This is a genomic window from Vibrio penaeicida (genome assembly GCF_002933855.1).
GTDB classification, from domain to species: Bacteria; Pseudomonadota; Gammaproteobacteria; order Enterobacterales; family Vibrionaceae; genus Vibrio; species Vibrio penaeicida_A.
In genome coordinates this window covers 46,799-71,425 of record NZ_BFAQ01000055.1, presented here as the reverse complement: position 1 = coordinate 71,425, position 24,627 = coordinate 46,799, and the positions used below count along the sequence as shown (strand labels likewise).

Below are 24,627 nucleotides of genomic sequence, written 5' to 3'. Positions count from 1 at the left end.
ACTGCGTTACCGCTTATTGATGTAGAGCGACTACACCGAATAAGCGCTGCCTTGTATAAAGAACCCACAAATTGCTGCAAAAATCAGCTCGAAAGGTCAACAGACCCTAGTGGAAGTGCACCAACATCTCAACCTCATCCCCTTGTTGCGGCGCGTTCAACGAGAAGTGCAAATAGCCCGCTTCCGTTACGGGGATTTGCAGATATTCATTGCTGCCAGAATAATTAGATGCGTATTCGTACTGCTCTGCTGTTGGCCAGTATGCTTGGCTCGCGTACAGATCCACGTTGCCATTGTTTGCACTGGTGGAATCGTTAGCATCATCAGTATTGGGGTTCTTATCTGTTAGCCACACGCGCACTTCTTGAATTCCTTGCGGGACATAAACCGCAGCATAGCGTTGTTGGATTACCGTTAGGGTTTGTGCTTGGCCCGATTCCAATACCACTGGCGCTAAGTCATCTTGCTCCGGTTTTAGTGGTGTTGGCGCTTTGGTTTCCAATGAAGCCGTGAGCGTCACCGCATCAAATGCAGTTCGACCCGCGATGCTCATGTAGTAACGGCCTGGTTTGATGTAACCCGATGGCTCTGGCTCAAACGCTACGATCTCATTGTTGCCCGCGTCATATTGGCTGAACTCAAAATCGTAGTAATGAGCGACTTTCTCAAAGCTCATGTACAGATCCGCATCGCCTTGGCTGCCACCTTGGATCTCAACTTCAAAGTGAGTGGCGTTCTCTGGCACATCAACGTAGAACAACTGCTCGCTGTATGCCTCACCGCTTAACACCACGCTTTGGTTTACTGCTAGCGGTGTTACTTGATCCGAAGGCTCTGTTGGTTCACCCGGGTTTGGGTTTGGATCAGGCTGTTCTGGTTCACTAGAGATTGAATCTAACCAACGGTCAAACTCACCATTGTATTGCTCACCGAATAATTGAACCTGTTTTGCCCATTCGGCAAACAGACCAGAACGAGAAAGCGCGAGTAAACTGTCTGCCTCTTGCGGGTGCTCTTCCAACATAAAACGTACCGCTAGGTAGCTCCAACGATACACGCGATTCGTATCATGAGAATAAGTCGTCGCAACCACATCAGACAGGCTCATCTTTCCATCGGCAATCACACCAATCGCCGCGTCGTAGCCTTGTTTATAATGCATGTACTCAGCAAAACCCTCTAGCCACCACACAATGTAACCATGAGCCAAGTTATCGCTGAATGAGCCATATTGGTTGAAGCGTGCATCTAGATAGTGAACGTATTCATGCTCTAGATTGAGAACTGATAGCTCATCACCATTTGCGAAACGATAAGCGACAAAACGCGCCACGTTGCCTACCTTTGCCGGATCCCCTTCAAGATACTGACCGCCGTTATCCGTCGAGTTACCAAACAAGAAAGACGAGTAATCCTCGTAGCTTCCATTATTCGCAAACACCGCAACTTCGACTTGCTCGTTGTTGTCGTCTGCCACAGGCTGATTACCCGTGTTCGCCACTTGGTGGAAGTCTGCCTCTGTTGCCGCTAAAACCTCACACGCTTCAACCGCTTGGGTTTGGGTTAAATCTTGAGAGCGAATGATTGCCGGACCATCACACTCATGACGGTTAGGCAGCACGCGAGCCGCCAAATCACGTTTCGCTTGGTCTAAATCCAGGCCGTTCAAGTGCTCTGGCGCGAAGTAGTTCATCATCTCAACAGCCGCCAACCAAAGCTTGTCGTGTTCACTACCAAGTGGGTTTTGTTCCATCACTTGCTGCATCACACGCAGTGCCTTTTCTTTGGTTTTTTGGTTTGGGCTTGCTAACAAACGTCCGGTTTCGCGCACTGCGTTGTAAACCAAGAAGCTCGCGTCCGTATCCAGTGCCCACCCGTTATCACGAGCAAACACCGCCAGCGTGTCGATGTGTTGCGTATTGCTCGCCATATAGTTGTAGAAGTCATCTCGCGCAGAGTGACCGGCCATTGCACGAAAGAGATTGTTCAGCCCATCCACCCACTGCGTGTCTTTCGCCGTTTCACGATTGAACTGACGCAGTGCGGCAAGTTGTGAATCCATAGTCAAAGGAAGCTGTTTTACGTTATCGACCATCAAAGTCAGGCTTTTCATTGCCCCCACTTGTTCACGACCTTGATCGAAAGCGTGTGGGTTAGCTAAAAACGCATTAATCGACTGAGCAAAACGTTGACCTAATGCCTGTGAAAAGTCCGGCTGCTGGGCGTTATAGCGAACGTAATAAGCCGCGCGTACAAATTCACCAAGGTTTTCTAGTTTGCGTGCTTGCTCTGCCTCACCTTTGTAAGTAGCAATGGCTTGGTTTAACGCGATTTGAATACGGCTTAGGCTAGCTTCACTGTATATATCGCTCAGGGAATCAGCAGGTGCAGAGAACCAAGCACTATAGCAATTGTGATTTGCGTCAGAGACGGCTAAAGCAAGATCAGGTGCCTGTTGGAGCTCAGGAATATCACACTGCTCTTGAGCAAAGGAAAAACTGGAAACACTGGCAAGCATACAAGCTAGCGCCAAGCGATGACGTGGAAATAAACGGGGATGGGACATAGCTACACTCATTAATTAGTTATATGTTTGAGGGCGCTGTTATATTCTTTGTACTCAATAAGATGAATTCAGTTGCATAAAATTTATGAACTCAGTTCAGGAATTAGAATATATACTCTAATTTTAAAATTGTTCACTAAATGTGTTGATCACCTCTCTCCAAAAACTTCACGAAACGTTGAATTGTCAAAAAAATCAACAAATTAAAAACAGAGAGAACTGAAATGCGCCTGTCTTTTTGGTTAGCAGCGTTTACCACCGAGATTCCATTCACTCAGATTTGTCGGTACAGTACGCCCATACATAGGGTGCCTCGACAGCGCGCCATAGAAATACGAAGTACAGGAAAAGAAAATGAATAACGATCTCCCGATAATTGAAACCTTAGATGAGCTAGAACTGTTTTTAACCGCAGTTGAAAGTGGCGGTTTGGGGCTAGAAGGTGTAACGGGTATTGCGATGGCAACGAGTAACTCTGATGGTCGCCCTTTCGTCGCTGTATTAGGTGAGAAACATCAACTGCTGCTTGGTCGCTGGGTATCCCAAGATGTCTACGAAAATGGTAAAGATCGTGTGCGAAACGGCCCGAGCAAAAAGCATTAACAGAGTAGGCATAAACAGAAAAACCGGCTAGATTGCCGGTTTTTTTATAGCGCAGAGAAGGCAAGAAACAAAGATAATTACTTGATGTTCTTCGCTTCAGCCAAAACGGCTGGAATAACCTGACCAAAGATCAAATTCGCCATACGTGGAGTTTCAGTTTGCGGGTAACCACCATTCATCGCGATGACCGTTCCTGTATCTTTCTCCATCGCCAACACCTGACCATGAATACCAATCATCACAAGTACCTTATGTTCACCCAGATTCAAAACTCGATACTGGTCTTTATACCAAGCATCGCTGATCAATGCAGACTCTTTGCCTTTCTTCCATGCAGAACGTACTTCATCATTGCCCTGCCACAACGCATCAATAAAGTCTTTTGGAATGACCTGCTCACCTAAGTAGTTTTTACCGTCATTCACAATCATTTTGCCAACACGAGCCAGATCTCGTGTCGTCATATTCAAACCACCAGAAGCAACAACAAACTCCGCTGGATCAGCCATCCAGTATGCATTGTTTTCAGCACCCAGCTTTTTCCAGATTTTTTCTTCTAGGTAGTCAGCCAGCGTTTTCGCCGTGACTTTTTCTACAACCATACCCAGTACCTCAGAATTTGGGTCTTGGTACTGGTAAACCTCACCGGTTGGATACTTACGCTCGTCGATTAGCACCAGGTAATCTTTAATACCGTGAAGCCCCGAATCGTTCTTACCATGCCATTCCTGTGACTCGGTTAACCTTGGATCCCATGATATATGTGGTGGCGTTTTAATGGCTAAACCGCTTCGCATATCAGAGACTTCCTGAACAGTAGATCCTTCAAAAGCGGTTCCTTTGAATTGAGGAAGGTAAAACTCGACGTTCTTCGACATATCCAGCTTGCCTTCGCTAACAGCAATACCCGCAAGCGTCGCAGTGAAAGATTTGGTGACCGACATATCGAGATGCGTAGAGTCTTTAGTCATACCGTTGAAGTAGTGCTGATGAATGATCTTGTCACCTTTGATCACCACCATGGTATGATTTTTTAGGCGGTCACGTAATATCGTATACAGGCTGTGCTTACCATCTGCGTCAAACCCTTTAAGCTTGTTCAAGTCCAATAAGTTTTCTTCAACTAAGCGTTGAGGAGGCACAGTACCTTCGCCTGTGGAAATGCTGTAGTGGCGAGTCAGTTTATAAGCATTTGGGAAAGTCATTGCCGCAAACTCCCCCTGATCCCACGCAGAACGTTCGAGACCAAGTGATTCAGCCTGTTTAATAAACTCTACATCTTCCTGGTGAAAGGTCGCGGCATTGGTACTGAACGTAAATGACATAAGTAACGCGGTTACTAAGCTGCTATTTTTCATGTTCTTCCCCAATTTTTATCTTAATTATGAAACTCATTAAGCACCAATATAAGAGGGTAAACAAGTTAAACATTATTTTACATCAAACCTTATTGAAATATCAGTCTATTTACTAGCAGGATGGCTCAATCCGCGGAAACCAAAAGCTTCAAGTCGTTTTGGTATGTGCGTTCATTGAAATGAAAAATGAGAAACTTCTAGGTGGAACTTACCTGCCTGTTTGTCGGCTAAAAGAAAACCAAATTGCTTGGTGTCCTTAAAACGAAAATCAGCGGCATTCTCAACGCGACTTCCTCGAAAGACAGGTATAAAATCTAAGGCTAGTGAATAACGACGTCGTTTTACAAGACACGCTCGTAGACTTCGATTCCAGCTTTGAAATTGTCCCTCGCCCAGCGAAAGGCAAAGAAGTAGATGCCAACCTGTACCAGCTCAGCCACTAAACACCAGTTAACAAGCTGAGCGTGTAACGAAAAATGGGACTTAAAAGTCCCATTTTTTATGGCGAGCTGAAGCTAAACCAGTTCTGACCGGCTGTTTTAGTTAAACCAATAAAGAACAGCTTTCTAAGGGCGTTTTGTTTGTTGCTGAACTTGGAATTGGACACAGGTGTGTTAGTGCTATTGCACTAACACAGTCATGGTAAATTAGAAAAAGTACCTTCAAGTTGTGTTAGAAGAGTACGAAAGACTTACGTTTAAGCCATGCATTCGCTTCTGCTAAATTAGTAAACGAAACTACAGTTTTGCCCTGAAAAATATCGTACTGACTTACCATTGACGAAACGCCAATACATGGTATTCCAGCAGCAACCGCAGAAATGCAACCATAAAGAGAGTCTTCAAAAGCAACACATTGCTCAGGCTTGACGCCAAGTTTTTCCATAGCGTACAAATAACAATCAGGAGCTGGCTTGCTACGCTTAACGTCATCACTCGTTACAACGACTGAGATATATTGACTCAACTGATACTTTTCTATCGTGTTCAAAACCCCTTCAGTTCTCGCAGCTCCTGTTACAACGGCAATCTTTAAGCCTAATGAGTGATAGTGCATGATAGTTTCTCTTGCCTCGTCTATCAGCGGAAAGGCATTGTCAGCCAAAAATAGTTCCGTTGCTTGTTTCGTTCCGACCACTATCTCTTCTGGAGATACGTCCAAAGAATAATTTAGCACTAATTTTTGAGCGGTTTCTGGTAGAGGACACCCCTCATAGTTCGTCTGATATTCATCGTATGACAGAGAAACTCCATACTTTAAAAGTATTTCTGATAGTAATTTGTAATGGATTTCTTCTGAATCGACCAACGTACCATCATGATCAAATAGTATCGCTTTTAGCATCTAAACTCCGACATTCTGTTCAATGATTTGATACTTTAAAACAAACGACAAATAACATATATTGAATATCTGTCATCATTAGATAACCAAATGGAATGAATGGGTGGATATTGATCAAATTAGAGCTTTCTGCTTATTAGCGGAGTATGGTAGCTATAAATTAACAGCAGAGAAGCTTTGTATTACTCAACCCGCTCTGACAAAAAAAATTCAAAAATTAGAAAATAGTATTGATGTTCCACTCTTTGAAAGAAGCCGAACCGGAACTACTCTCACTTCTAGCGGGGAACTGCTATTGCCTGAGGCTCTCTTGGTTATACAGAGCTACAATCAATTAGCCCAATCGGCAAAAATGTTTAGAAATGGTATCAAAGGAAGGTTAAAGGTTGGCTTTGGTGTTTCAGTTTATCAAGAAGTACCGAACCTAATTTCGTCATTTAAGGAGAAGTTTTCCTTCACAGACGTTACTTTATGTGATCTGAAGTCCCAGACTCAGATAGAGAAGTTAAAGCGTCAAGAGCTTGATGTGGGCTTTTGTCGTTTCAGCCCAAATGATGAATTAATGTGTCATCCATTATTTCTCGATAGCTTGGCTTTAGTCGTGCCGGATTCAGCAATCATAGATGATGACCCAATGACGTACATGAAGAGTGCTTCTTACTTAAAATTCAGGCAGTCAAGTTCATTTGGATTCTCAGAGCAGTTGATGTTTTATCTCGCGAATAGCGGCATATCACTTGATGTCAAGCAAGAGTATGACAGCATATTAACTTTGCTTTCAATGATATCTGCCAACTTGGGATTCTCAATACTCCCGTTAAGTACCAAGCAACTCGTGCAATCAGGAGTGCGCTTCATCCCGCTAGATGGCAAGCACAACGAGTGGGATATATGCATGATTTGGAATAAATCCAATACAAATAAAGTCATGGAACAATTTATTGAATTTGTCATCACAAAAACAAAGTTACCTTCTGAATAGCCTCCAGCATAATAGCCACATTTAGTATGGTCAAAAGTATGTTAAATTATCGTTCTGAGAAATAATACTCTTCAACTGTCTGTCCTCACTTTTCTGATTTCGAAATCTGAACTTCTGAATACCTGTTAAGAATAGCTAGAGTAATAGCGCGATTGAGGTAATAAAGAGCCACCAAACGGTCTGACACTTTTGAATAGGAACAGATTTCTGTTGAGATAGATTCAGGATACGGTGACAGCTTACAACCGCTAATTACTTAGGCTGATGCCCCGTCTTTTTCGCGAGCTTTTGCATAGCCTCGGCAAAGGTGGTTGATCCGCCTTTTGCTTTAACCTGTATTACCTTGTAGCCCATTTTTTCTAGCGCTTGGCGCTCTGCTAAAACGGCTTTGTCGTCTTGCTGGCTGCCTTGGGCTGGTTGATGAATGTAACACCCCTCTAGTTGACCATCTTCGACCAGTTGGTGGTGTCTCAGTGCATTGATATCTAAATTCATAGTATGTCTTTTCGTTTTAATGAAGCGTGCAGTGGTGGGTTACATTCGCTTTAAAGGCTTAACCACGCTATCAAGCCCTTCAATTTTCAGTGCTAGGCAAAGCTTCAAAAGCTCCCCCAGTTCGCCTTGTGGCCACCCTTTCTTATCAAACCAGAGTAGGTATTCTTCTGGCAAATCGATTAGTACCCTGCCTGCGTATTTTCCAAATGGCATTTGCATTCGAGCGAGTTTGATTAAATTTTCTTTTTCCAACATATACCCAAATCACCCAAAAAAATTAATTCGCAGCAGAATACCAAATCTTTTGAACAAAAGCTGATTCTATCTCAACCTTGATTATGATAATGATTATCATTTGTGATATAAGGGACGCAATTAAATAATAATCATATTAAGGATTTAAATATGTTTAAAAAGTGGTTAATGCCCACCCTTTTGCTCCTCACCTTTCAGGCATTTGCATCCATTGAAGTTAAAGACGAATTGAGCACGCTAAAACTAGAAAAAGCGCCTGTTCGAGTTGTGGTGCTTGAATTCAGCTTTGTTGATGCGTTAGCTAACCTTGGTGTTTCTCCTGTTGGTGTCGCCGACGATGGCGACGTTAACCGAGTTATAGAGCCAATACGCAATAAAATCTCAGATTGGACGTCGGTAGGCTCTCGCTCTCAACCGAGCTTAGAAGTTATCTCGTCGCTAAAGCCCGATTTAATCATCGCCGATATCGAACGCCATGAAGCGATCTATGAAGATCTTAAGCGTATTGCGCCAACGCTTATTCTTAAAAGCCGTGGCGAAACCTACGAAGATAACCTCGCTGCGGGCGTAAAAATCGCCGCTGCATTTGATCGTGAAAAAGAAATGAAGTCGCTGGTTGCCGCGCACAGTAAACGTATGGATGAGGTTGCGAATCGCGTTAACAAAAAAGCGACGGTTATGTTTGCTGTCTCAACATCGAAGGGCGTTTGGATGCACGGCCCTAAAGCTTACGCTGGCGGTGTCGTTTCTCGATTAGGTCTTAGCTCTCCTATTACAGAAGATGGTGGCAAAGCTTACATCGGTACGACATTAGAAAACTTGGTTAAGCTGAACCCAGACTATTTCCTTGTGGGTGAGTACGGCTCTGAAACCACCGTCGATAAATACAAGCAAAACCCACTTTGGTCACTAATGACATCGGTTAAGAACGACCAATACGTAGAAACAGATGCAAGGTTGTGGTCTCTAAACCGTGGAATGATCGCTGCTGAAATCATGGCTTCAGAAATTGAGCATTTGCTAAGACAGTAATGGCTTTCATTCAATTCCGAAGTCATACACTTCCAAAAGTAAAACGTCAGTCCTACCGCTTTCCGGCGATGATCTTAGGGCTGATGTTTTTTCTTATTTTGGGTATGGGCTGGTCGCTGATTAATGCGGCCAGTTTTCCTATGAACTGGGCTGATGTTGCCGATTTCCTACTGGGCAGAGAAGGCAATGTTATCCACCAACACATTATCTATTCCATTCGTTTACCTCGCACTTTAGCCGCGACCTTTGTGGGCGCTGGGCTTGGCGTCGCAGGTTTGTTAATGCAGTCGATCACGCGAAACCCACTCGCCTCTCCCTCTATCTTGGGGGTAAGTGCAGGTGCCGCGTTTGCGTTTGCCTTCGCATCTACGGGTTTACTTCCGTGGCTTGAGTCCGTCCCTGTTCTGGTTGTTACGTTTGCAGGTGCTGCATTTGCTGGCACGTTGGTGTTCTTCCTTGCTGGGCTTCATACTGCTAGACCACATCCACTTCGTATTATTCTTGCCGGTATCGCACTGAACTTTTTGTTTATCTCTCTTACGCGTGCTGCCGTTATCTTTGCCGACGAAAATGCCTATGGTGTGCTGCATTGGCTAACGGGTTCCGTCGCGAACACGGATTGGGACGACGCATTGTTAGTGATACCTAGTGTAACCATTGGCTTTTTGGTCTCGGTCTATTTGGCGTTTCAGCTCAACCTGCTCAAACTGGGAGAAGAATTGATGCGCTCGGTTGGCGGAAATCTTTTTCGTGTTCGAACGATAAGCAGCATTGTTGTTGTATTGCTTATTGCGTCCAGCGTCAGTGTCGCAGGGCCAATCGCCTTTGTTGGTTTGATTGCTCCGCATCTTGCCCGCTTTTTGGTGGGCTCGGATATTCGATCTCAACTGCCTGTAACGGCGCTTCTGGGTGCAAATCTCGTTATGTATTCTGATATTGCAAGTCGATACCTTTCACAAGGGCAAGAAACGCCCGTCGGTATTATTACCACGATGATTGGTGCGTTGTTCTTCCTTGGTTTCGTTCGTTTGAAAATGGGAGAGATCCGATGATTCGTTGGTATCACTGGACTGCGTTGCTCGGTTTTATTTGGGTAGGATTCGCGACATGGCACGTTAGCGCAGGCGCGGTTGTTATTCCATGGGATCAAATATTCTCGACATTATTCGGGCAGTCCACCGAGCATGAGTTTGTGTTGTACGGATACAGAATGCCGAGAATGTTGGTGGGAAGTTTAGTTGGAGGAGCATTAGCGCTCTCTGGGTTGCTGGTTCAAGGCGTCGTGAGAAACCCATTAGCCTCGCCCGATATTCTTGGCGTAACGTCCGGAGCCAGTTTTGCGGTTGTTGTTGCCAATATATTTTTTAACGACATGCCCATCCATTGGTTGCCTGTTGTCGCGCTCACGGGCGGAGCCGTGTCTACGCTTATTTTGTTGTTACTCGCGAAAGGCTTGCTAGATAGACCCGCCTCTTTTGCCTTGGTCGGCATTGCGCTTGCGGCTGTTTTTTCTGCTGGTATCGATTTTCTTTTGGTGAGTTTCCCGCTGGAAATCAATACCTCAATGGTTTGGCTAACTGGATCAGTCTGGGGGCGAAATTGGACACACGTGCCGACACTGGTCCTTTGGTTACTTTGTTTAGTGCCTTTTGCGGTTTACTTCGCTTATAAGCTGGATCTCCTCAGCCTAGGCGACGACACTGCCCACAGTTTGGGTGTGGCGGTGCCATTCACTCGGTTATTTGCTTTGGTGGTCTCTATTGCGCTGGCGTGTGTGGCCGTTTCTATTTGTGGCAACATTGGCTTTATCGGTTTGGTTGCACCACACGCGGCACGAATGATGGTTAGAGGGAGCCACCTTGTACTCATTCCGGCGACCATTCTCATTGGGGCGGTTTTACTACTCAGCGCCGACCTATTTGCTCGAATATTAATGCCACCTATCGAGCTTCCCGCTGGTGTGCTCACTGCCTTCATTGGCGCACCCTACTTCATCTATTTACTCAGCCGTTACAAACATTGGTAATTTATGAATCAATCACCTGCATTCCGCGTGAACAACCTGGAATTAAAATACCAACATAACATCATTATCGAGTCACTCAGCACCTCTATTCAAAAAGGAAGAATGACGGCACTGATTGGCCCAAATGGCTGTGGTAAATCGACCTTTTTAAAATCCCTTGTTCGGTTACTTATGCCTTCTAAAGGGAATGTTTTTCTTTATGGCGACAAACCGGTTCAAGGTTTTAAGGATAAAGAATACGCCACTCAGGTTTCTCTCCTCCCTCAAACTCCAATTATTCCTGAAGGCATTACAGTTAAAGAGCTAGTGGGATATGGTCGCGCACCTTATCTCAATGCCATGGGAAGGCTTTCAATCGCAGACAAGCAAGCCGTAGACGAGGCAATGGAAACCACAGGCGTGACCGAATTGGCAACGAGAAGGGTTGATGAACTTTCAGGAGGTCAACGACAGCGAGTTTGGATTGCCATGGTTTTGGCACAAAATACGGATATCATTTTGCTTGATGAACCGACGACGTATCTGGACTTGTCACACCAATACGAGCTGCTCGACTTAATGGAACGGCTTGTGAAACAAGGAAAAACCGTTGTAGTGGTACTTCACGATCTAAGCCAAGCATGCCGTTATGCCGATGAACTCATCATTCTAAAAGCTGGCGATTTGTACGCCCAAGGTTCGCCAAACAACGTATTTACTGAAAATATGCTTAGCGAGGTGTTCAACCTAAACGCGCGCATTATTCTAGATCCAGAAACACAAACGCCAATGGCGATTCCAAGAGCAGCTAAGCCGATAGAGAACCTTGCCTAATCCTGTATTTCTCTATACCCAAGCGTCTTGAGGTGGCTTGGGTATAGGTATAGGTGAAGGACAGAATCAGGAGATGAGATCGTCGAAACGCGGATTGCCACGTAGCGGTTCGAAGTCTTTTTCTTCATAGATATGGTCCCGAACAGATGGGCTAGATTGGATGGCTTTTTCCAAATCCTCGATAGCTTGATCTTCTGCACCTAAGCGAGAATACGCACAGGCTCGTTGATACAATGCTGGACCATTCAATTCATCCAAATCCAAAACGCGATTACACAAGCTTAACGCCCAGTGGTATTCACGGATTTCCATTGCGGCATCCGCTTTGTAGGTCATCGCTTCTAAATCCCCCGGTCGAATACGCAGTATTTCATCGTAAACTTCCATTCTTTGCTCTGGCGTCGGCATGCTTTGAGCTCGTAGCCACAGATTATGGATTTCATTGATGACTTCTATGTCTTTGTTATTTTGGCTAATAATGCGAGTTTTACGTTTTAAGTCTCTTTCCAGCTCCAAGAATTTTTTTTCATACTCCAACGCGATATCACCCAATCGCTTATCCGCCATCTCTTTGGTGTTGTTTTTAAATTCCCTGAGCGATTGCCAGCCCACCAGTGCAATAAGTGAGGCAACACCCGCAATGATGTAGAAGAAATACGTCACGGTCACATTCGCATAGTTCAATGACTTGTCAGCGACTTGCAATTCCCTTTCGGTAAACTGCACAGTAAGCCGTTTTTCTAGCGATTGCTGTTCCGATCTAAGCGCTTTCAGTTCATCCAAAATGTAGCGCTCCATTAATGGTCTATCTAACATTTCGGTATCAGAGTACTTCTGGGGAGTTTCTGCAATGACAAAACCTGACAACATAACAGTGAGCAGGAGCAAAAAACGCATTTGCATGGCTGGCCTATTGATAAAATAAATATGTATTTAATTAACTCTAGCAATACCAGTAACTGATTCAAAGAATGGAAATAACGTGTGTTTAATGATGTGAGCTAACGCTACAAAAATAACGGTTAATCAGTAGAGTCTGAATTTTTTAAGGAATAAAGTTCTTTAGGGAGGAACTACAAAGAAAGGGAACAAGAAAATGGAGGCGCCTCCCGGAGTCGAACCGAGGTCCACGGATTTGCAATCCGCTGCATAGCCACTCTGCCAAGGCGCCATTTTTTGCTTTTTTGTATATTGATGGTGCCCCGGGCCGGACTTGAACCGGCACAGCGCGAACGCCGAGGGATTTTAAATCCCTTGTGTCTACCAATTCCACCACCAGGGCAACGCAATATTCTTGCGATGCTGTTTACTGAAGAAGTAAGACACCATCATAGAAACGATTTAACTATTTCTATTTTTCAGCACCTTAAGCGCTGAAGACGAGGTGTACTTTATCGCAATTCTGTTTTCAGTCAACGGTAAATTTGAAATTCCTGTTTGTTCGGTCAGATTCTATCCAAGTCGCACACAGAAAAGCCGAAAAGACCAATTACAACGTTGTTGCAACTGGTCTACTTTTATAAAGTTCCGTTATGCTTCAGCTAACTCGCGAGGTTCATAATCAAACTGCTCGACAGACTTAATCTGTTTCGCATCAAGTAAGGTTACAGGTTGGTTTTCTTCTTCAACCCAAACGCCTTCGTCATTTTTATAGCTGTAGAATGCGACACCTGATTTCCAATCTTCATTGAGCAATACACGCAGTGAAACGTTATGTAGATCCATCCCAATAGGCGGAATACCTGGATAAGGCTGATAGCCTTGCAGATTGAGCATGATGTGACAGTTTTTCATGGTGCATTGGTAGTTAAAGGTACCGTTCAACTCTGTGTAAACATTAAGTGGTCGACTAATTGGTTGGAATATATGCCCCTTACCGACTACTGAGTTGTCTACTCGGCTAATCAACAAGTTCACGATAAACTCTTTTGCACCCATAAGCCCCTTACCAATCTTATAGCTGGCTACAAAAACTTCATTCTCAGATTGTGCTGTACTCATTATTTTTCTCCAACTTACTATGACGTTGTTAATTTTAATGTGTCGTTAAATGACTTTATTAATTTAGAACTAAAGTTTACGTGCAACCGTCTCAGTTCAGATTCAGTTAGAAAAAATTTAAATGGGAAGAATTATTTTAGGAAAGTGAAACATGAAACAAATCAATCAGTTTAAAATTCAGTCTACTCATTTAAAATCGACACACTCTCATAACTGAAACCAAACTGACACCATTCTTAAAATAGCGCCTGTTAAGTTCAATAATAATTGATAATGTAACTTCTAGTTCCTTTCCCACACTCTTCCACTTCTCATCATCTATTTTGTAAAGATAAATAATAAACCCGATGACGCAATGCCTTAATTTATTATTATTTTCATTTCTGGTTATTTTATTGGTTTATTAAATGTTTATAATTCCAGTGTTTTTATAAGTAAAGTCTTATACCCAAGTACAAAATGGAATTATTAATATGATCAGCTCATTCTTAGGTACAACAAACGTTGATGGAACAGGCAATGCTTCAAATCTAAGTGATATAAACGCAACTCAATCAGTTGTAGGTATCAATAGCTCGGTACAAAACGGGGTAACAGCAGAACATGCGCCTGATGCAAGCAAATCCGTTTCTCTTTATTCCGATACATGGAACAAGCAAGGTTACAAAGAAGCTAAAGTAGAAGGTGAAAGTCAGTCGGTAACGATCAGTAATTTTGTAGACGTTGACGTAACATTAACCAACCATGATGGTTCTACCGTAATTATTGAAAATGCAAAACGCGGAGACATCACTACCGGAAATGGCGCTGACAGTATCTCTATCTCTGCGTACAGCAATAACGCCAACTGGAGCAACCTCTTTACCATCGATTCCGGCGCTGGTAATGATCATATCGTTTTAACCCATTCCTACAATTCACAGTTCACCGAGTTCGAAATCTCAGCAGGATCAGGCGACGATATTGTTGATATCTCTGCTCTCAACAAACCAAATGCAAGAATAGAGCGCCCTTCTGATGCGACTTATGAAGAGATATTTGGTGGTTTTGGAGATGACCCAATGACTCGCACTGTCGATGGAGGATCTGGCTTCGATATACTGAAGTTAGGAAATGGTCGTAATGAGTACTCAAACATCGGTAATCATGTCATGTATTCAAATTTCGAGGCGATTATAGGGAGTGGCGAAAATAGTGGGCTCATATTGAATAACGAAATGCTGACCTTAAACGATGCAGCAAATGAAACAGGGTTTGGTCTCATTATTTCTAATGCAGGTACATGGATGGAAGAGTGGTCACCCGGTTTTCAATACTCATTGATTACAGAAGCCAATTCCCTTACTCCTGAGGAAGCAGCATATTTGGAGTCTCACAATTTTAATTCGGACGAATTTATTTCCCTTACCTTTGAAACATCAACAGATACATTCCAAGTCTTCACAGACAGCGATTATGATGCAACTTATGTGTAGCTAAATTAATGGAACAGAGGTGATGCATTGAAAAGAGAACCACTGTTCGGTTCTCTTTCAAATATCCTCTATTTTCTTCATGAGTAAACCTGCCAATAAATTCGCGTCAGATTAGCGTATTTTATTATATTCTTTAAGCTCACATTGAAAGCACGAGCTATTTAATTTTAACTGTTCTCAATTTGATACAAGAAACCCTCAAGTGTTTTACGACTTTCTGCCAATTCTTCAGACTTCTTATGCGAGATTTTAATTTGTTCTCGCAAAAGCTGCCTAAGTTCGTCACATGGCTCAAAAATAGGTTCATCCCCCCTGATACAAGGCAAAAACTGCAAAATTGTAGCCAAATTCATGCCTGCTGCACTGAGCAGCTTGATCCTTTCGATCGTGCGAACTTCTTTCGAGTCAAAGTCGCGATACCCAGCATGAGTTCGATTGGGTTTAAGCAATCCATGTTCTTCGTAATACCGCAGCATACGGACAATAACTCCCGTTTGCTTGGATAGTTCACCAATCTTCACCTTTCCTCCTTGACCCTGACAGTACTGTGAGGGTTTATGCTAATCGCTCTAAAACATAAGTTCAATTAGGATCTTACATCATGGCAAAACACATAATCGCTGAACAAACTCTGTTGAATGAAAAATCGGTGCCGACCTCTGAAATAACAAAATTGGCTTTTTCTGGCTTTGCACACTTCACAGCTCTTCAAATCCGCAACAAGATGGTTAAGGGAATGGATTTACATTTGAACCGATTGCATAAGGCTTCAATCGAACTTTTTGGTAAAACAGTACCAGATAGGCTTATACACTCTTACGTTCGAACTGCGATAGAGAATGGACCTGCGGATCAATCACTCACCATCACGGTGTATTCAGTGGAAGGAGAATTTACAACAGACAGTATGGATGTCCTACCAAAGGTACTCATTCGTACCGGGTCACCTTCAAACGGCCCCAACGGTCCACTCCGATTGGCAACGGTGAATTATGAAAGACCGCTCGCTGAAATTAAACATGTGGGAGAAATAGCAAAAACGTATTATTTGCACCAAGCTACACGGCGTGGTTTTGATGACGCCATTTTTATAAACAAGTATGGTCATTTGAGTGAAGGGACGATTTGGAATCTCGTTTTTTGGGATGGTGAAACCGTTATTTGGCCACAAGCCAACATGTTAAAAGGGACGATGATGCAGATGATTCAAAGGCAACTCGAACTGCTTAAAATTCCACAACGTAGCGAAACGATAACGCTTGAACGCTTACAGCAGCTCAATGGTGCCGCAGTGATGAACTCTTGGACTTCAGGTATCGCTGTTTCTATGATTGAAACCAAAAGGTTCAGTCAATCAGAACCACTCATTTCACTTCTACAAAAAGCGTATAACGCTGAGCCCTGTGAAACGTGTTAACACCATTTTAGCTTGTGGTGAAGTTGGGTGACTTCCCCAACAACAATCAACGATGGGCTTTCCGCTTGCTTTGCTACGCTAGGGAGTTCTTTTAATGAACACACCCATACTTTTTGATCTCTCGTGGTGCCTTTTTGGATGATAGCGCACGACGTATCTTCTGAAAGCCCATGAGTGATCAGATTGTTCGCGATATTGCCGCTTTGCTTTAGGCCCATATAAAACACCAACGTATTGTTGGATTGAGTGAGTGATTCCCACTGAATTTCTTGGCCATTTTTTTGAATGTGACCTGTAATAAACTGAACGCTCTGAGTGTAGTCTCGATGAGTGAGTGGTATACCCGCATAACTGGTTGCGCCAGCAGCGGCAGTAATACCCGGAACCACTTCAAAAGAAACGTTGTTTTCCGCCAGTGTTTCTAGCTCTTCTCCGCCGCGACCAAATATGAACGAGTCGCCACCTTTTAAGCGAACCACGCGTTTTCCTTCATTCGCTTTATCCACTAGGATTTGGTTGATCTGCTCCTGAGGCACACAGTGATAATCCAGCTTTTTACCTACGTAAATCATTTCTGCATTTTCATTTGCTAACGCTAATATCTCCTTTGATACCAAGCGGTCATACACAACCACTTCCGCTTGCTGAATAACACGATACCCCTTCATTGTGAGTAAGTCTGGATCGCCGGGACCTGCGCCAACCAACGAGACAAATCCGTTTTCTGCAGAAACACGTTTTTTATCAGACAACTCAGCTGTTTTTTCAGCGATAACCGTTTTTTCAGCAAAAGCAATTGGAGAAGAAGACATAGGCAGCTCCATTGGTGACATCAGAAAAAGAAAAAGAGCTCCTCGTAAGGAGCTCAATGATAGTTTATTTAGCGTTGCGAGCTGGAAGTGTTTTTGCGTGAGTCACGTAAAGGCTCATACCCGTGATAAGAAGACCACCGACTAAGTTACCCAAGGTCACTGGAATTTGGTTCCATACTAACCAATCCGTAATGGTGAACTCAGCACCAAGCATCATGCCAAGTGGGAATAGGTACATGTTTACTACAGCGTGTTCGAATACAAGGCCAAAGAAAATGAAAATTGGGAACCACATTGCCAGAACTTTACCGCTCACGGATTTAGAAACCATCGCACCAACAACGCCTAGCGATACCATCCAGTTACACAGAATGCCTTTAACAAAAACGGTAATCCAGCCATCCATACCATGTTCTGCAAAGCCAAGAGTACGAGAGGTCGATGCTTTAATAAACGCTTGCCCCACTGCTCCTGGGTCCATGCTGAAGTTCATTGTGAAGGTAAGCGCGACAAGGAAAGCAACAGACAAAGCGCCAATTAGGTTACCTAAACCGACAAGCAACCAATTACGCAGTATGCCCGCTTTGGTTACACCTGGACGTTTCTCGAATAATGCTAACGGTGCCAAAGCAAATACGCCCGTCAACAAATCAAAACCCATTAAGTTTAAGATACAAAAACCGACGGGAAACACTAACGCACCAACAATTGGAATACCCGTTTGTACTGCAGCGGTAATCGCTACGGCAACGGCAATCGCTAATACAGCGCCAGCCATGATCCCGCGAATTAGCGTATCACGCGTAGACATGAACACTTTGCTTTCGCCAGCATCAATCATAGTTTGAACGAATTCAGCAGGTTTTACGTAAGACATAATCGACCTTATTCCCTAAGAAAGTTAAAAATTAAAATTGAATAGACAAAGGCTCCTCGCACTTCCTCGCTCTCTTACCGTGCTGGAGAGCGGGAAACCTTTTTGCTATTAAATTTCTGTAGGCTTGAATCCCGTTGTATTTGGGATTCTAGAAACGCGACGCAGTTTAAGCGGAAATTTCAACAATGCCACTATTAACTCGCGCTTGATAAGATTTCACGTTAAAACGCTCATCTTCCATACAAACACCTGTCGCAAGGTTGAAGTGTTGCTTCTTGAGAGGGCTTGCTACCCATAACTCCCCTTTGTGCTCCCCTATCAAACCACGTGACAACACATTGGATTGCGCGAAAGGGTCGGTATTGCTGATGGCAAATACCGCCTCTTCTTCTGTAGGGCGAAATACCGCCACTTGCTGCCCGCTCACTAATGCACAAACGCCTGTGCCGGGTACGATGTCGTTGATGTCGCAAATTTGTTCAAACATTTGAGCTTTACCTTTCGTCATGGTTACCCCTCCAGTTCCACATGCAAGATGTCGCCTTTCGCATCGCGATGTTTTTCAGTAAACGTTGCAGGGCGATGTTGCTCTCGCTCTGGGACAAACAATACGTTGTCATCACGCTTGTCGGAGTTAATGAAATGAGAGAAACGCTTAAGTTGGTTTTCGTCATTAATCGTATCCGTCCATTCGCAGCGGAATTCCGAAACCAATTTGGCAATGTCTGATTCTAATTGGTCGTTAAGACCTAGCTTGTCATCGACAATGACTTCTCTTAGGTAATCCACACCACCTTCTAGATTGTCTAGCCACACAGAGGTGCGCTGAAGCGGTGCAGACGTTCGAATGTAGAACATCATGAATCGGTCGATGTAACGGATCAGCGTCTCTTCATCTAAATCCATGGCTAGCAGGTCTGCGTGTCTTGGCTTCATACCGCCATTACCACACACATACATGTTCCAACCGGCATCAGTCGCGATGATACCCAAGTCTTTCCCTTGTGCTTCTGCACATTCACGGGTACACCCTGAGACACCGAACTTCATTTTGTGTGGAGTACGAATGCCTTTGTAGCGATTTTCGATGCGAGAGCCTAAACCGACAGAATCCTGTACGCCATAGCGACACCATGTCGAGCCCACACACGTCTTCGCCATGCGGAGTGCTTTCGCATACGCCTGACCTGTTTCAAAACCGGCGTTAATCAGCTTGCGCCAAATCTCTGGAAGATCGTCTTTTTGTGCACCAAACAAACCGATACGCTGTGCACCCGTCACTTTGGTGTATAAGTTGTATTCTTCGCCCACCTGAGCCAGCGCCGCTAGTGCTTTTGGTGTGACTTCACCGCCCGCCATTCTAGGAATAACCGAGTACGTACCGTCTTTTTGGATGTTTCCAAGGAAGTTGTCGTTGGTATCGTGCAATTTGACCAATTGCGGTTTAAGAATGTGTTCGCCCCAGCATGATGCCAAGATAGAACCCACCGCAGGTTTACACACTTCACAGCCGTATCCTTTACCGTGCTTCTCTAGTAATTCGTCGTACGTTTTAATTTCTTCAATGCGAATCAAGTGGAAGAGTTCTTGGCGTGAATAAGCAAAGTGTTCACAAATATCACTTTTCACTTCAATGCCAGATTTCGCCAGTTCCGCGTTTAGAACGGAAGTAACCAGCGGAATACACCCCCCACACCCTGTTCCTGCGCCCGTAACGGCTTTGATGTCTGCTAGAGTGTGGTGCCCTTCTGCAACCGCCGTGGCAATTTTGCCTTTGGTCACATCGAAACAAGAACAGATAACCGCCGTTTCGGGCAATGAGTCTGCGCCTAAAGAGGGTTTTTCTGCCCCAGCATGAGCAGGAAGAATTAATGTATCTGGGTGTTCAGGTAGGTCAATTTCATTCAGTTTCAGCTGAAGTAAATCACCATAGTCAGACGTGTCGCCAACGAGCACAGCACCTAATAGCTTTTTGCCGTCTTCTGAAACGGTAATGCGCTTGTATACTTCGTCTTCTTCGTTTTGATAAACGTAGCTTTTCGAACCCTGTGTACGTCCGTTAGCATCGCCAATGGAGCCCACTTTCACGCCCAGCAGTTTAAGCTTGGCGCTCATGTCGGCACCTTCAAACTGGCTTTCGTTTCCCAACAAGTGATCGACAGCGACCGTTGCCATTTTGTAACCCGGAGCCACTAGACCGTAGAAAGTCTGATTCCAAGAAGCACATTCGCCAATGGCGTAAATGTTTTGGTCGGTTGTTTGGCAATGATCATTTATTTCGATGCCCCCACGAGGTGCAACGCCTAATCCCATTTGACGGGCAAGTTTGTCTTGCGGGCGGATACCTGCGGAGAACACAATAAAATCGGTTTCTAGTTCAGTGTCGTCGGCAAAACGCATTACGTTGCGAGCGTCGACGCCTTCTGGTGCAATTTCTTGGGTGTTTTTACTGGTATGTACTCGAACGCCCATCCGTTCGATTTTGTTACGCAGCTGTAATCCGCCCTGTAAATCAAGTTGCTCCGCCATTAGAACAGGGGCAAATTCCACTACATGCGTTTCAACGCCTAGAGCTTTTAGTGCACCTGCCGCTTCTAAGCCAAGTAAACCACCGCCGATAACCACACCACTTTTACTTTTCTTAGCACAAGCTTCGATTTCTTTTAGATCTTCAATGGTGCGGTACACAAAGCAATCTTTGCTTTCGTTACCTTTAATAGGTGGGACAAACGGAAAAGAACCTGTTGCAAGCACCAACTTGTCGTATTGGATTTCGCGACCGGTACTGGAATACACCATTTGTTTTTCACGGTTAACGTTGATCGCTCGCTCACCAATCAGCATGTTGATGCCGTGTTTTTCGTAGAAGCCTTCTTTTACTAACGAAAGCTCGTCCGCAGTATGGTGAGAGAAATAGGACGATAAGTGGACTCGGTCGTAAGCGACACGCGGTTCTTCACAAAACACAGTAATGTCTAATTCTGACACGTCCGTTTTGTCGACTAAATCTTCGATATAGCGATGGCCGACCATGCCATTCCCTATTACGACTAGCTTCAACTTGCTCATAAGACTTCCTGACGGTTTTTATTCTTAACTGAGCTTATTCTTAATTGTGAACGAATATGAAGACATGATGTAAATCAATTACGATTTCAAACTACCCTAAAGTGGTAGATCAAACAGATAAAGATCCATCAATCTAATTGCAATAACACCATCAAACCTTTAACAACAATATGTTAAGAACAACATTTAACCGCTCACCAATATGTAGCAATATTTCATTTAAATAACTAATTTACGTAAATATCAATTAACAAACTGACAATTAGTGTAATTATGCAAGACTATTAACTAAGGCTTGTTGACCTTTTATCGAGTATACCTACCCATTCGAGTCAAATTGAGCGGCTCGGGTAACCTCCAATTTTGAGTATTAAGCTCATACATTTCTCGTAAATAAACTTAATATCATCACCTCTAACCATTGGGTAAGAAGCCCAGTATGTGCCTCTTTTACAGAGCAATACCTACTGGGCTCAATGCGAAACACGCTGAGTTACACGCTAATCGTGAGTGTCAGAATCCATTGAATCGGAATATTCAAGCCAAAGCGCGTTAATGATGCCGAATGCTGCCGCAAGCAGTAACCCCAAAATCCATACGAAATACCACATACATACTCTCCTAATACAACGACCGACTGTTATTTTCGACAAATTGGGTATCCAATCGACCAAACATTTTGTAGTAACTCCATGCCGTATAACAAAGAATGGTAGGCACCATAACGAACGCCACAATGGTCATCGCATTCAACGTAAGTTCGCTTGATGTCGAATCCCATAACGTTAAGCTGTGATTAGGGCTGTGGCTGGAAGGAATGATAAAGGGAAACATTGTACAACCTGCTGTTGCAATGATGGCGGCATTGGCAAGGCTGCTGAACATAAACGCCCAGCCATTTTTAGAAAAGCCAGACATAATGCTCGCAAGTAAAGGTAAAGTAATACCTAGGATAGGCGCTATCCAAAACGCTGGGTACAAAACATAGTTTTTAAACCATAGCCCTTCACCTTGAACCACCGACTTTATCAATGGGTTTGAATCTGCATTTGCACCTAGTTGTTCCACTATTTCGTAGCCGTTAACCTTGGTTAACATCCAGCCTCCGGCAACAAAACACAGCGTCAAAACAACGCCAACCCATTTGGAGATCTTATTGGCACGTTTATACACTTCACCACCGGTTTTCATCGATAACCACGCAGAGCCTTGCATCAGCGCCATTAACAGACCAACAACACCGCATAATAAGGCAAACGGGTTAAGCAAATCGAAAAACGTCCCGTGGTAACTTGACATAAGAAGGGAATTCAATTGAAACGGAATACCTTGAATAAGGTTGCCAAACGCGACACCAAACATAATGGGAGGAATGGTCCCCGAGAAACAAATGGCGATATCACAACTGCGGCGCCAAGCTTCACTCTCTATTTTTGCGCGATATTCCAATGCTAATGGGCGAAACCACAACGCAATAAGCGTAATGTACATCGCTACATAAAAACTTGAAAAAGACGTAGCGTAAACTAGGGGCCAAGCCGCGAATAGCGCGCCACCTGCGGTAATAAGCCAAACTTGGTTGCCATCCCAATGTGGGGCAATAGAGTTAATCATTACTCGGCGTTCAGTGTTAGTGCGCCCAATAAATGGTAATAGTGCTCCTACCCCCATATCAAAGCCGTCGGTGATCATAAAACCAATGAGCAAAACACCAATCAATGCCCACCAAATAAGTCGAAGCGTATCGTAATCAAACATCTTTATTCTCCTTTACGCCATCACTTGCTTAGAAATATGGGTTTGAACATCATCTTGCTGATTTTCAAAATGATATCGCCCTGTTTTTAAGCTGCTTGGTCCTTTTCGTGCCACCTTCACCATCAAATAAGCTTCAACAATCATAAATACGGTATACAGCGCAAGTATCACGGCTAAAGAGAAGATCAAATCCGAAACAGGTAACGCAGAGGCCGCCACATCAACAGGAAGAATCTCTCCAACCGCCCAAGGTTGTCGGCCATATTCCGCAACAAACCAGCCCGCTTCAATTGCTACCCAAGGCAGTGGAATACTGAACAAAGCCGCTTTCAATACCCAAGATTTTTGGGTGATTTTTTGACGACAGGTTTGTACGAAAGCCATGCCAAAAACAAACAGCATAATGAATCCACACCCGACCATAATTCTGAATGACCAAAACAGTGGCCAAACCGTTGGAATCGAGTCGTCGGCTGCGAGTTGTATCTGCTCTTCACTGGCGTCGGACACCTTATCGGTGTAGCGCTTAAGGAGTAACCCGTACCCTAAATCTTGTTTCAGCGCGTCAAACTGTTGCAATGACTGCTCTGTTTGATCGCCTGCCCTGAGTTTTTCAAGTAACTCATAAGCCAGCATGCCATTGCGGATACGTTCTACATGCTCTTCACGCAAATCAATAAGTCCCGTCACTTGCTCTGTCAGTGAACGCGTTGTAATTATCCCCATGACGTACGGAATTTTAATCGCGTAGTCGTTACGCATATTTTCTTGATCCGGAATACCGACTACAGTAAATGCTGCGGGTGCAGGTTCCGTGTGCCATTCCGCTTCTATCGCGGCAAGCTTTACTTTCTGGACATCGCCCAATTCATATCCGGATTCATCACCCAAAATGATCACTGAAACGATAGAAGCCATACCAAATGAGGCAGCGATGGCAAAAGAGCGACGCGCAAACGCCACATCTCGTCCCTTTAACAAGTAGTACGCACTGATACCGAGAATAAACATTGCTCCGCAGGTGTAGGAGGAAGCGACGGTGTGTACGAATTTCACCTGTGCTACCGGATTTAGCACAACCTCGGCAAAGCTCACCATTTCCATTCTCATGGTGGTGTAGTTAAATTCAGAACCAACGGGGTTTTGCATCCACCCGTTAGCAACCAATATCCATAGTGCTGAAAAGCTAGACCCTAACGCCACCAGCCAAGTCGCAACCAGATGCTGACGTTTGCTTAGCCTATCCCAGCCGAAAAAGAACAAACCAACGAACGTGGATTCGAGAAAGAAGGCAACTAAAGCCTCAATCGCCAAAGGGGCACCAAATATGTCACCGACATAGTGCGAGTAATAAGACCAGTTAGTACCAAACTGGAACTCCATGGTTAAACCCGTGGAAACACCGAGCGCGAAGTTGATTCCAAAAAGTTTCCCCCAGAACTGAGTCATGTCTTTGTAAATGACTTTACCAGTCATCACATAGACAGATTCCATGATGGCAAGTAGGCAAGACATACCGACGGTAAGTGGCACAAACAGGAAGTGAAACATCGCAGTTAAGGCGAACTGCAAACGCGATAGCTCTATAACATCAAACATTAAAGCTCCAAAACATCAGCTAACATTGTTACCGAGCCAACTTGTTTGCTTTAAAAGACAATTAGAATTGGAAAGCTCGCAAATCTAAGCTCGATTTCGCGGGCTATTCCAACATAAGGGAGGATTTTCTAACTAGAACAGATTA

24 protein-coding genes and 2 tRNA genes are annotated in these 24,627 nt (G+C 44.1%); 8 read left to right on the top strand and 18 right to left on the bottom strand.

Translation table 11 applies throughout. The features are described from left to right. Positions 1-106: 106 nt before the first annotated feature. Positions 107-2,566 carry a M9 family metallopeptidase gene (locus VPNCDNU1_RS26350; protein WP_104403125.1) on the bottom strand — a complete coding sequence of 820 codons (2,460 nt, stop codon included), beginning with the start codon at positions 2,564-2,566 and terminating at the stop codon, positions 107-109. Positions 2,567-2,920: 354 nt separating this feature from the next. Here VPNCDNU1_RS26350 and VPNCDNU1_RS26345 point away from each other — a divergent pair, with 354 nt between their 5' ends. Beyond that, positions 2,921-3,169 carry a hypothetical protein gene (locus VPNCDNU1_RS26345; protein WP_101114331.1) on the top strand — a complete coding sequence of 83 codons (249 nt, stop codon included), beginning with the start codon at positions 2,921-2,923 and terminating at the stop codon, positions 3,167-3,169. 77 nt (positions 3,170-3,246) lie between these two features. Here VPNCDNU1_RS26345 and VPNCDNU1_RS26340 read toward each other — a convergent pair whose 3' ends face one another. From VPNCDNU1_RS26340 to VPNCDNU1_RS26330, 3 genes are all read right to left on the bottom strand, one after another. After that, a complete protein-coding gene (locus tag VPNCDNU1_RS26340; RefSeq protein ID WP_104403124.1) occupies positions 3,247-4,527 on the bottom strand; it encodes a serine hydrolase domain-containing protein in 1,281 nt (426 codons plus the stop codon). A gap of 171 nt (positions 4,528-4,698) precedes the next feature. Continuing rightward, positions 4,699-4,836, bottom strand: a complete 138-nt coding sequence (locus VPNCDNU1_RS29370) for a CIA30 family protein (protein WP_371410819.1) — start codon at positions 4,834-4,836, stop codon at positions 4,699-4,701. A 363-nt stretch (positions 4,837-5,199) separates the two neighbouring features. Further along, entirely contained in the window at positions 5,200-5,871 is a 672-nt protein-coding gene (locus tag VPNCDNU1_RS26330) for an HAD family hydrolase (RefSeq protein WP_104403123.1), read from the bottom strand. Between the two features lie 103 nt (positions 5,872-5,974). Here VPNCDNU1_RS26330 and VPNCDNU1_RS26325 point away from each other — a divergent pair, with 103 nt between their 5' ends. Beyond that, the gene (locus VPNCDNU1_RS26325; protein WP_104403122.1) at positions 5,975-6,853 is read left to right on the top strand and encodes a LysR family transcriptional regulator; all 879 of its coding nucleotides are present in this window, start codon (positions 5,975-5,977) and stop codon (positions 6,851-6,853) included. A gap of 252 nt (positions 6,854-7,105) precedes the next feature. On the opposite strand, the gene VPNCDNU1_RS26320 is transcribed toward VPNCDNU1_RS26325, so the two are convergent. Together VPNCDNU1_RS26320 and VPNCDNU1_RS26315 are read right to left on the bottom strand one after the other, a co-directional pair. Then, positions 7,106-7,348, bottom strand: a complete 243-nt coding sequence (locus VPNCDNU1_RS26320; protein WP_104403121.1) for a hypothetical protein — start codon at positions 7,346-7,348, stop codon at positions 7,106-7,108. A 39-nt stretch (positions 7,349-7,387) separates the two neighbouring features. Further along, positions 7,388-7,603 carry a DUF3820 family protein gene (locus tag VPNCDNU1_RS26315; RefSeq protein ID WP_101114321.1) on the bottom strand — a complete coding sequence of 72 codons (216 nt, stop codon included), beginning with the start codon at positions 7,601-7,603 and terminating at the stop codon, positions 7,388-7,390. Between the two features lie 150 nt (positions 7,604-7,753). Here VPNCDNU1_RS26315 and VPNCDNU1_RS26310 point away from each other — a divergent pair, with 150 nt between their 5' ends. Genes VPNCDNU1_RS26310 through VPNCDNU1_RS26295 form a run of 4 tightly spaced genes read left to right on the top strand, consistent with a single transcriptional unit; the run spans position 7,754 to position 11,474 of the window. After that, positions 7,754-8,635, top strand: a complete 882-nt coding sequence (locus VPNCDNU1_RS26310) for a Fe(3+) dicitrate ABC transporter substrate-binding protein (RefSeq protein WP_104403120.1) — start codon at positions 7,754-7,756, stop codon at positions 8,633-8,635. Further along, positions 8,635-9,687, top strand: a complete 1,053-nt coding sequence (locus tag VPNCDNU1_RS26305; RefSeq protein WP_237324226.1) for a FecCD family ABC transporter permease — start codon at positions 8,635-8,637, stop codon at positions 9,685-9,687. Before VPNCDNU1_RS26310 ends, VPNCDNU1_RS26305 begins: the two co-directional genes overlap by 1 nt. After that, a complete protein-coding gene (locus VPNCDNU1_RS26300) occupies positions 9,684-10,661 on the top strand; it encodes an iron chelate uptake ABC transporter family permease subunit (protein WP_104403119.1) in 978 nt (325 codons plus the stop codon). The genes VPNCDNU1_RS26305 and VPNCDNU1_RS26300 overlap by 4 nt, the downstream gene beginning before the upstream one ends. A 3-nt stretch (positions 10,662-10,664) precedes the next feature. After that, the gene (locus VPNCDNU1_RS26295) at positions 10,665-11,474 is read left to right on the top strand and encodes an ATP-binding cassette domain-containing protein (protein WP_104403118.1); all 810 of its coding nucleotides are present in this window, start codon (positions 10,665-10,667) and stop codon (positions 11,472-11,474) included. Between the two features lie 66 nt (positions 11,475-11,540). Here the strand turns inward: VPNCDNU1_RS26295 and VPNCDNU1_RS26290 are convergent, their stop codons facing one another. From VPNCDNU1_RS26290 to VPNCDNU1_RS26275, 4 genes are all read right to left on the bottom strand, one after another. Beyond that, on the bottom strand, positions 11,541-12,344 hold the full coding sequence (locus VPNCDNU1_RS26290; RefSeq protein WP_371410818.1) for a tetratricopeptide repeat protein: 804 nt from the start codon (positions 12,342-12,344) through the stop codon (positions 11,541-11,543). Between the two features lie 227 nt (positions 12,345-12,571). Then, positions 12,572-12,645 (bottom strand) — tRNA-Cys (locus VPNCDNU1_RS26285). A 24-nt stretch (positions 12,646-12,669) separates the two neighbouring features. Then, positions 12,670-12,756: transfer RNA gene (locus tag VPNCDNU1_RS26280), tRNA-Leu, on the bottom strand. A 248-nt stretch (positions 12,757-13,004) separates the two neighbouring features. After that, entirely contained in the window at positions 13,005-13,475 is a 471-nt protein-coding gene (locus VPNCDNU1_RS26275) for a DUF1842 domain-containing protein (protein WP_104403117.1), read from the bottom strand. Positions 13,476-13,948: 473 nt separating this feature from the next. Here VPNCDNU1_RS26275 and VPNCDNU1_RS26270 point away from each other — a divergent pair, with 473 nt between their 5' ends. Then, positions 13,949-14,950 (top strand): hypothetical protein, encoded by a 1,002-nt coding sequence (locus tag VPNCDNU1_RS26270; protein ID WP_104403116.1) that lies wholly within the window; start codon positions 13,949-13,951, stop codon positions 14,948-14,950. A 167-nt stretch (positions 14,951-15,117) separates the two neighbouring features. Here the strand turns inward: VPNCDNU1_RS26270 and VPNCDNU1_RS26265 are convergent, their stop codons facing one another. Continuing rightward, entirely contained in the window at positions 15,118-15,471 is a 354-nt protein-coding gene (locus VPNCDNU1_RS26265; RefSeq protein WP_104403115.1) for a MerR family transcriptional regulator, read from the bottom strand. A gap of 80 nt (positions 15,472-15,551) precedes the next feature. Here VPNCDNU1_RS26265 and VPNCDNU1_RS26260 point away from each other — a divergent pair, with 80 nt between their 5' ends. Next, complete coding sequence (locus VPNCDNU1_RS26260) at positions 15,552-16,367, top strand: aminotransferase class IV family protein (protein ID WP_104403114.1); 816 nt, start codon at positions 15,552-15,554, stop codon at positions 16,365-16,367. Here the strand turns inward: VPNCDNU1_RS26260 and cobA are convergent. The 7 genes from cobA to VPNCDNU1_RS26225 form a co-directional block, all read right to left on the bottom strand. After that, positions 16,364-17,179, bottom strand: a complete 816-nt coding sequence (cobA, locus tag VPNCDNU1_RS26255; protein ID WP_104403113.1) for a uroporphyrinogen-III C-methyltransferase — start codon at positions 17,177-17,179, stop codon at positions 16,364-16,366. The genes VPNCDNU1_RS26260 and cobA overlap by 4 nt on opposite strands. 64 nt (positions 17,180-17,243) lie before the next feature. Then, a complete protein-coding gene (locus VPNCDNU1_RS26250; RefSeq protein WP_101114313.1) occupies positions 17,244-18,056 on the bottom strand; it encodes a formate/nitrite transporter family protein in 813 nt (270 codons plus the stop codon). A 166-nt stretch (positions 18,057-18,222) separates the two neighbouring features. Beyond that, positions 18,223-18,564, bottom strand: a complete 342-nt coding sequence (gene nirD, locus VPNCDNU1_RS26245; protein ID WP_224055891.1) for a nitrite reductase small subunit NirD — start codon at positions 18,562-18,564, stop codon at positions 18,223-18,225. 2 nt (positions 18,565-18,566) lie between these two features. Further along, the gene (gene nirB / locus VPNCDNU1_RS26240) at positions 18,567-21,125 is read right to left on the bottom strand and encodes a nitrite reductase large subunit NirB (RefSeq protein ID WP_104403112.1); all 2,559 of its coding nucleotides are present in this window, start codon (positions 21,123-21,125) and stop codon (positions 18,567-18,569) included. A 500-nt stretch (positions 21,126-21,625) separates the two neighbouring features. Next, positions 21,626-21,736, bottom strand: coding sequence for a cytochrome bd-I oxidase subunit CydX (gene cydX, locus VPNCDNU1_RS26235; protein ID WP_104403111.1), 111 nt, complete (start codon positions 21,734-21,736; stop codon positions 21,626-21,628). Between the two features lie 10 nt (positions 21,737-21,746). Next, complete coding sequence (cydB, locus tag VPNCDNU1_RS26230) at positions 21,747-22,883, bottom strand: cytochrome d ubiquinol oxidase subunit II (RefSeq protein WP_104403110.1); 1,137 nt, start codon at positions 22,881-22,883, stop codon at positions 21,747-21,749. Positions 22,884-22,895: 12 nt separating this feature from the next. Next, on the bottom strand, positions 22,896-24,482 hold the full coding sequence (locus VPNCDNU1_RS26225; protein ID WP_104403109.1) for a cytochrome ubiquinol oxidase subunit I: 1,587 nt from the start codon (positions 24,480-24,482) through the stop codon (positions 22,896-22,898). Between the last annotated feature and the right edge of the window lie 145 nt (positions 24,483-24,627).

Excerpts from the sequence above, each read along its gene's own strand:
- cobA (WP_104403113.1), bottom strand. The coding sequence starts at position 17,179 with ATGTCTTCTTCTCCAATTGCTTTTGCTGAAAAAACGGTTATCGCTGAA.
- VPNCDNU1_RS26350 (WP_104403125.1), bottom strand. The coding sequence starts at position 2,566 with ATGTCCCATCCCCGTTTATTTCCACGTCATCGCTTGGCGCTAGCTTGT.
- VPNCDNU1_RS26250 (WP_101114313.1), bottom strand. The coding sequence starts at position 18,056 with ATGTCTTACGTAAAACCTGCTGAATTCGTTCAAACTATGATTGATGCT.
- VPNCDNU1_RS26290 (WP_371410818.1), bottom strand. The coding sequence starts at position 12,344 with ATGTTGTCAGGTTTTGTCATTGCAGAAACTCCCCAGAAGTACTCTGAT.
- VPNCDNU1_RS26275 (WP_104403117.1), bottom strand. The coding sequence starts at position 13,475 with ATGAGTACAGCACAATCTGAGAATGAAGTTTTTGTAGCCAGCTATAAG.
- VPNCDNU1_RS26345 (WP_101114331.1), top strand. The coding sequence starts at position 2,921 with ATGAATAACGATCTCCCGATAATTGAAACCTTAGATGAGCTAGAACTG.
- VPNCDNU1_RS26320 (WP_104403121.1), bottom strand. The coding sequence starts at position 7,348 with ATGAATTTAGATATCAATGCACTGAGACACCACCAACTGGTCGAAGAT.
- cydB (WP_104403110.1), bottom strand. The coding sequence starts at position 22,883 with ATGTTTGATTACGATACGCTTCGACTTATTTGGTGGGCATTGATTGGT.
- cydX (WP_104403111.1), bottom strand. The coding sequence starts at position 21,736 with ATGTGGTATTTCGTATGGATTTTGGGGTTACTGCTTGCGGCAGCATTC.
- VPNCDNU1_RS26310 (WP_104403120.1), top strand. The coding sequence starts at position 7,754 with ATGTTTAAAAAGTGGTTAATGCCCACCCTTTTGCTCCTCACCTTTCAG.
- VPNCDNU1_RS26300 (WP_104403119.1), top strand. The coding sequence starts at position 9,684 with ATGATTCGTTGGTATCACTGGACTGCGTTGCTCGGTTTTATTTGGGTA.
- VPNCDNU1_RS26295 (WP_104403118.1), top strand. The coding sequence starts at position 10,665 with ATGAATCAATCACCTGCATTCCGCGTGAACAACCTGGAATTAAAATAC.
- VPNCDNU1_RS26225 (WP_104403109.1), bottom strand. The coding sequence starts at position 24,482 with ATGTTTGATGTTATAGAGCTATCGCGTTTGCAGTTCGCCTTAACTGCG.
- VPNCDNU1_RS26260 (WP_104403114.1), top strand. The coding sequence starts at position 15,552 with ATGGCAAAACACATAATCGCTGAACAAACTCTGTTGAATGAAAAATCG.
- VPNCDNU1_RS26315 (WP_101114321.1), bottom strand. The coding sequence starts at position 7,603 with ATGTTGGAAAAAGAAAATTTAATCAAACTCGCTCGAATGCAAATGCCA.
- nirD (WP_224055891.1), bottom strand. The coding sequence starts at position 18,564 with ATGACGAAAGGTAAAGCTCAAATGTTTGAACAAATTTGCGACATCAAC.
- nirB (WP_104403112.1), bottom strand. The coding sequence starts at position 21,125 with ATGAGCAAGTTGAAGCTAGTCGTAATAGGGAATGGCATGGTCGGCCAT.
- VPNCDNU1_RS26270 (WP_104403116.1), top strand. The coding sequence starts at position 13,949 with ATGATCAGCTCATTCTTAGGTACAACAAACGTTGATGGAACAGGCAAT.
- VPNCDNU1_RS26340 (WP_104403124.1), bottom strand. The coding sequence starts at position 4,527 with ATGAAAAATAGCAGCTTAGTAACCGCGTTACTTATGTCATTTACGTTC.
- VPNCDNU1_RS26330 (WP_104403123.1), bottom strand. The coding sequence starts at position 5,871 with ATGCTAAAAGCGATACTATTTGATCATGATGGTACGTTGGTCGATTCA.
- VPNCDNU1_RS26305 (WP_237324226.1), top strand. The coding sequence starts at position 8,635 with ATGGCTTTCATTCAATTCCGAAGTCATACACTTCCAAAAGTAAAACGT.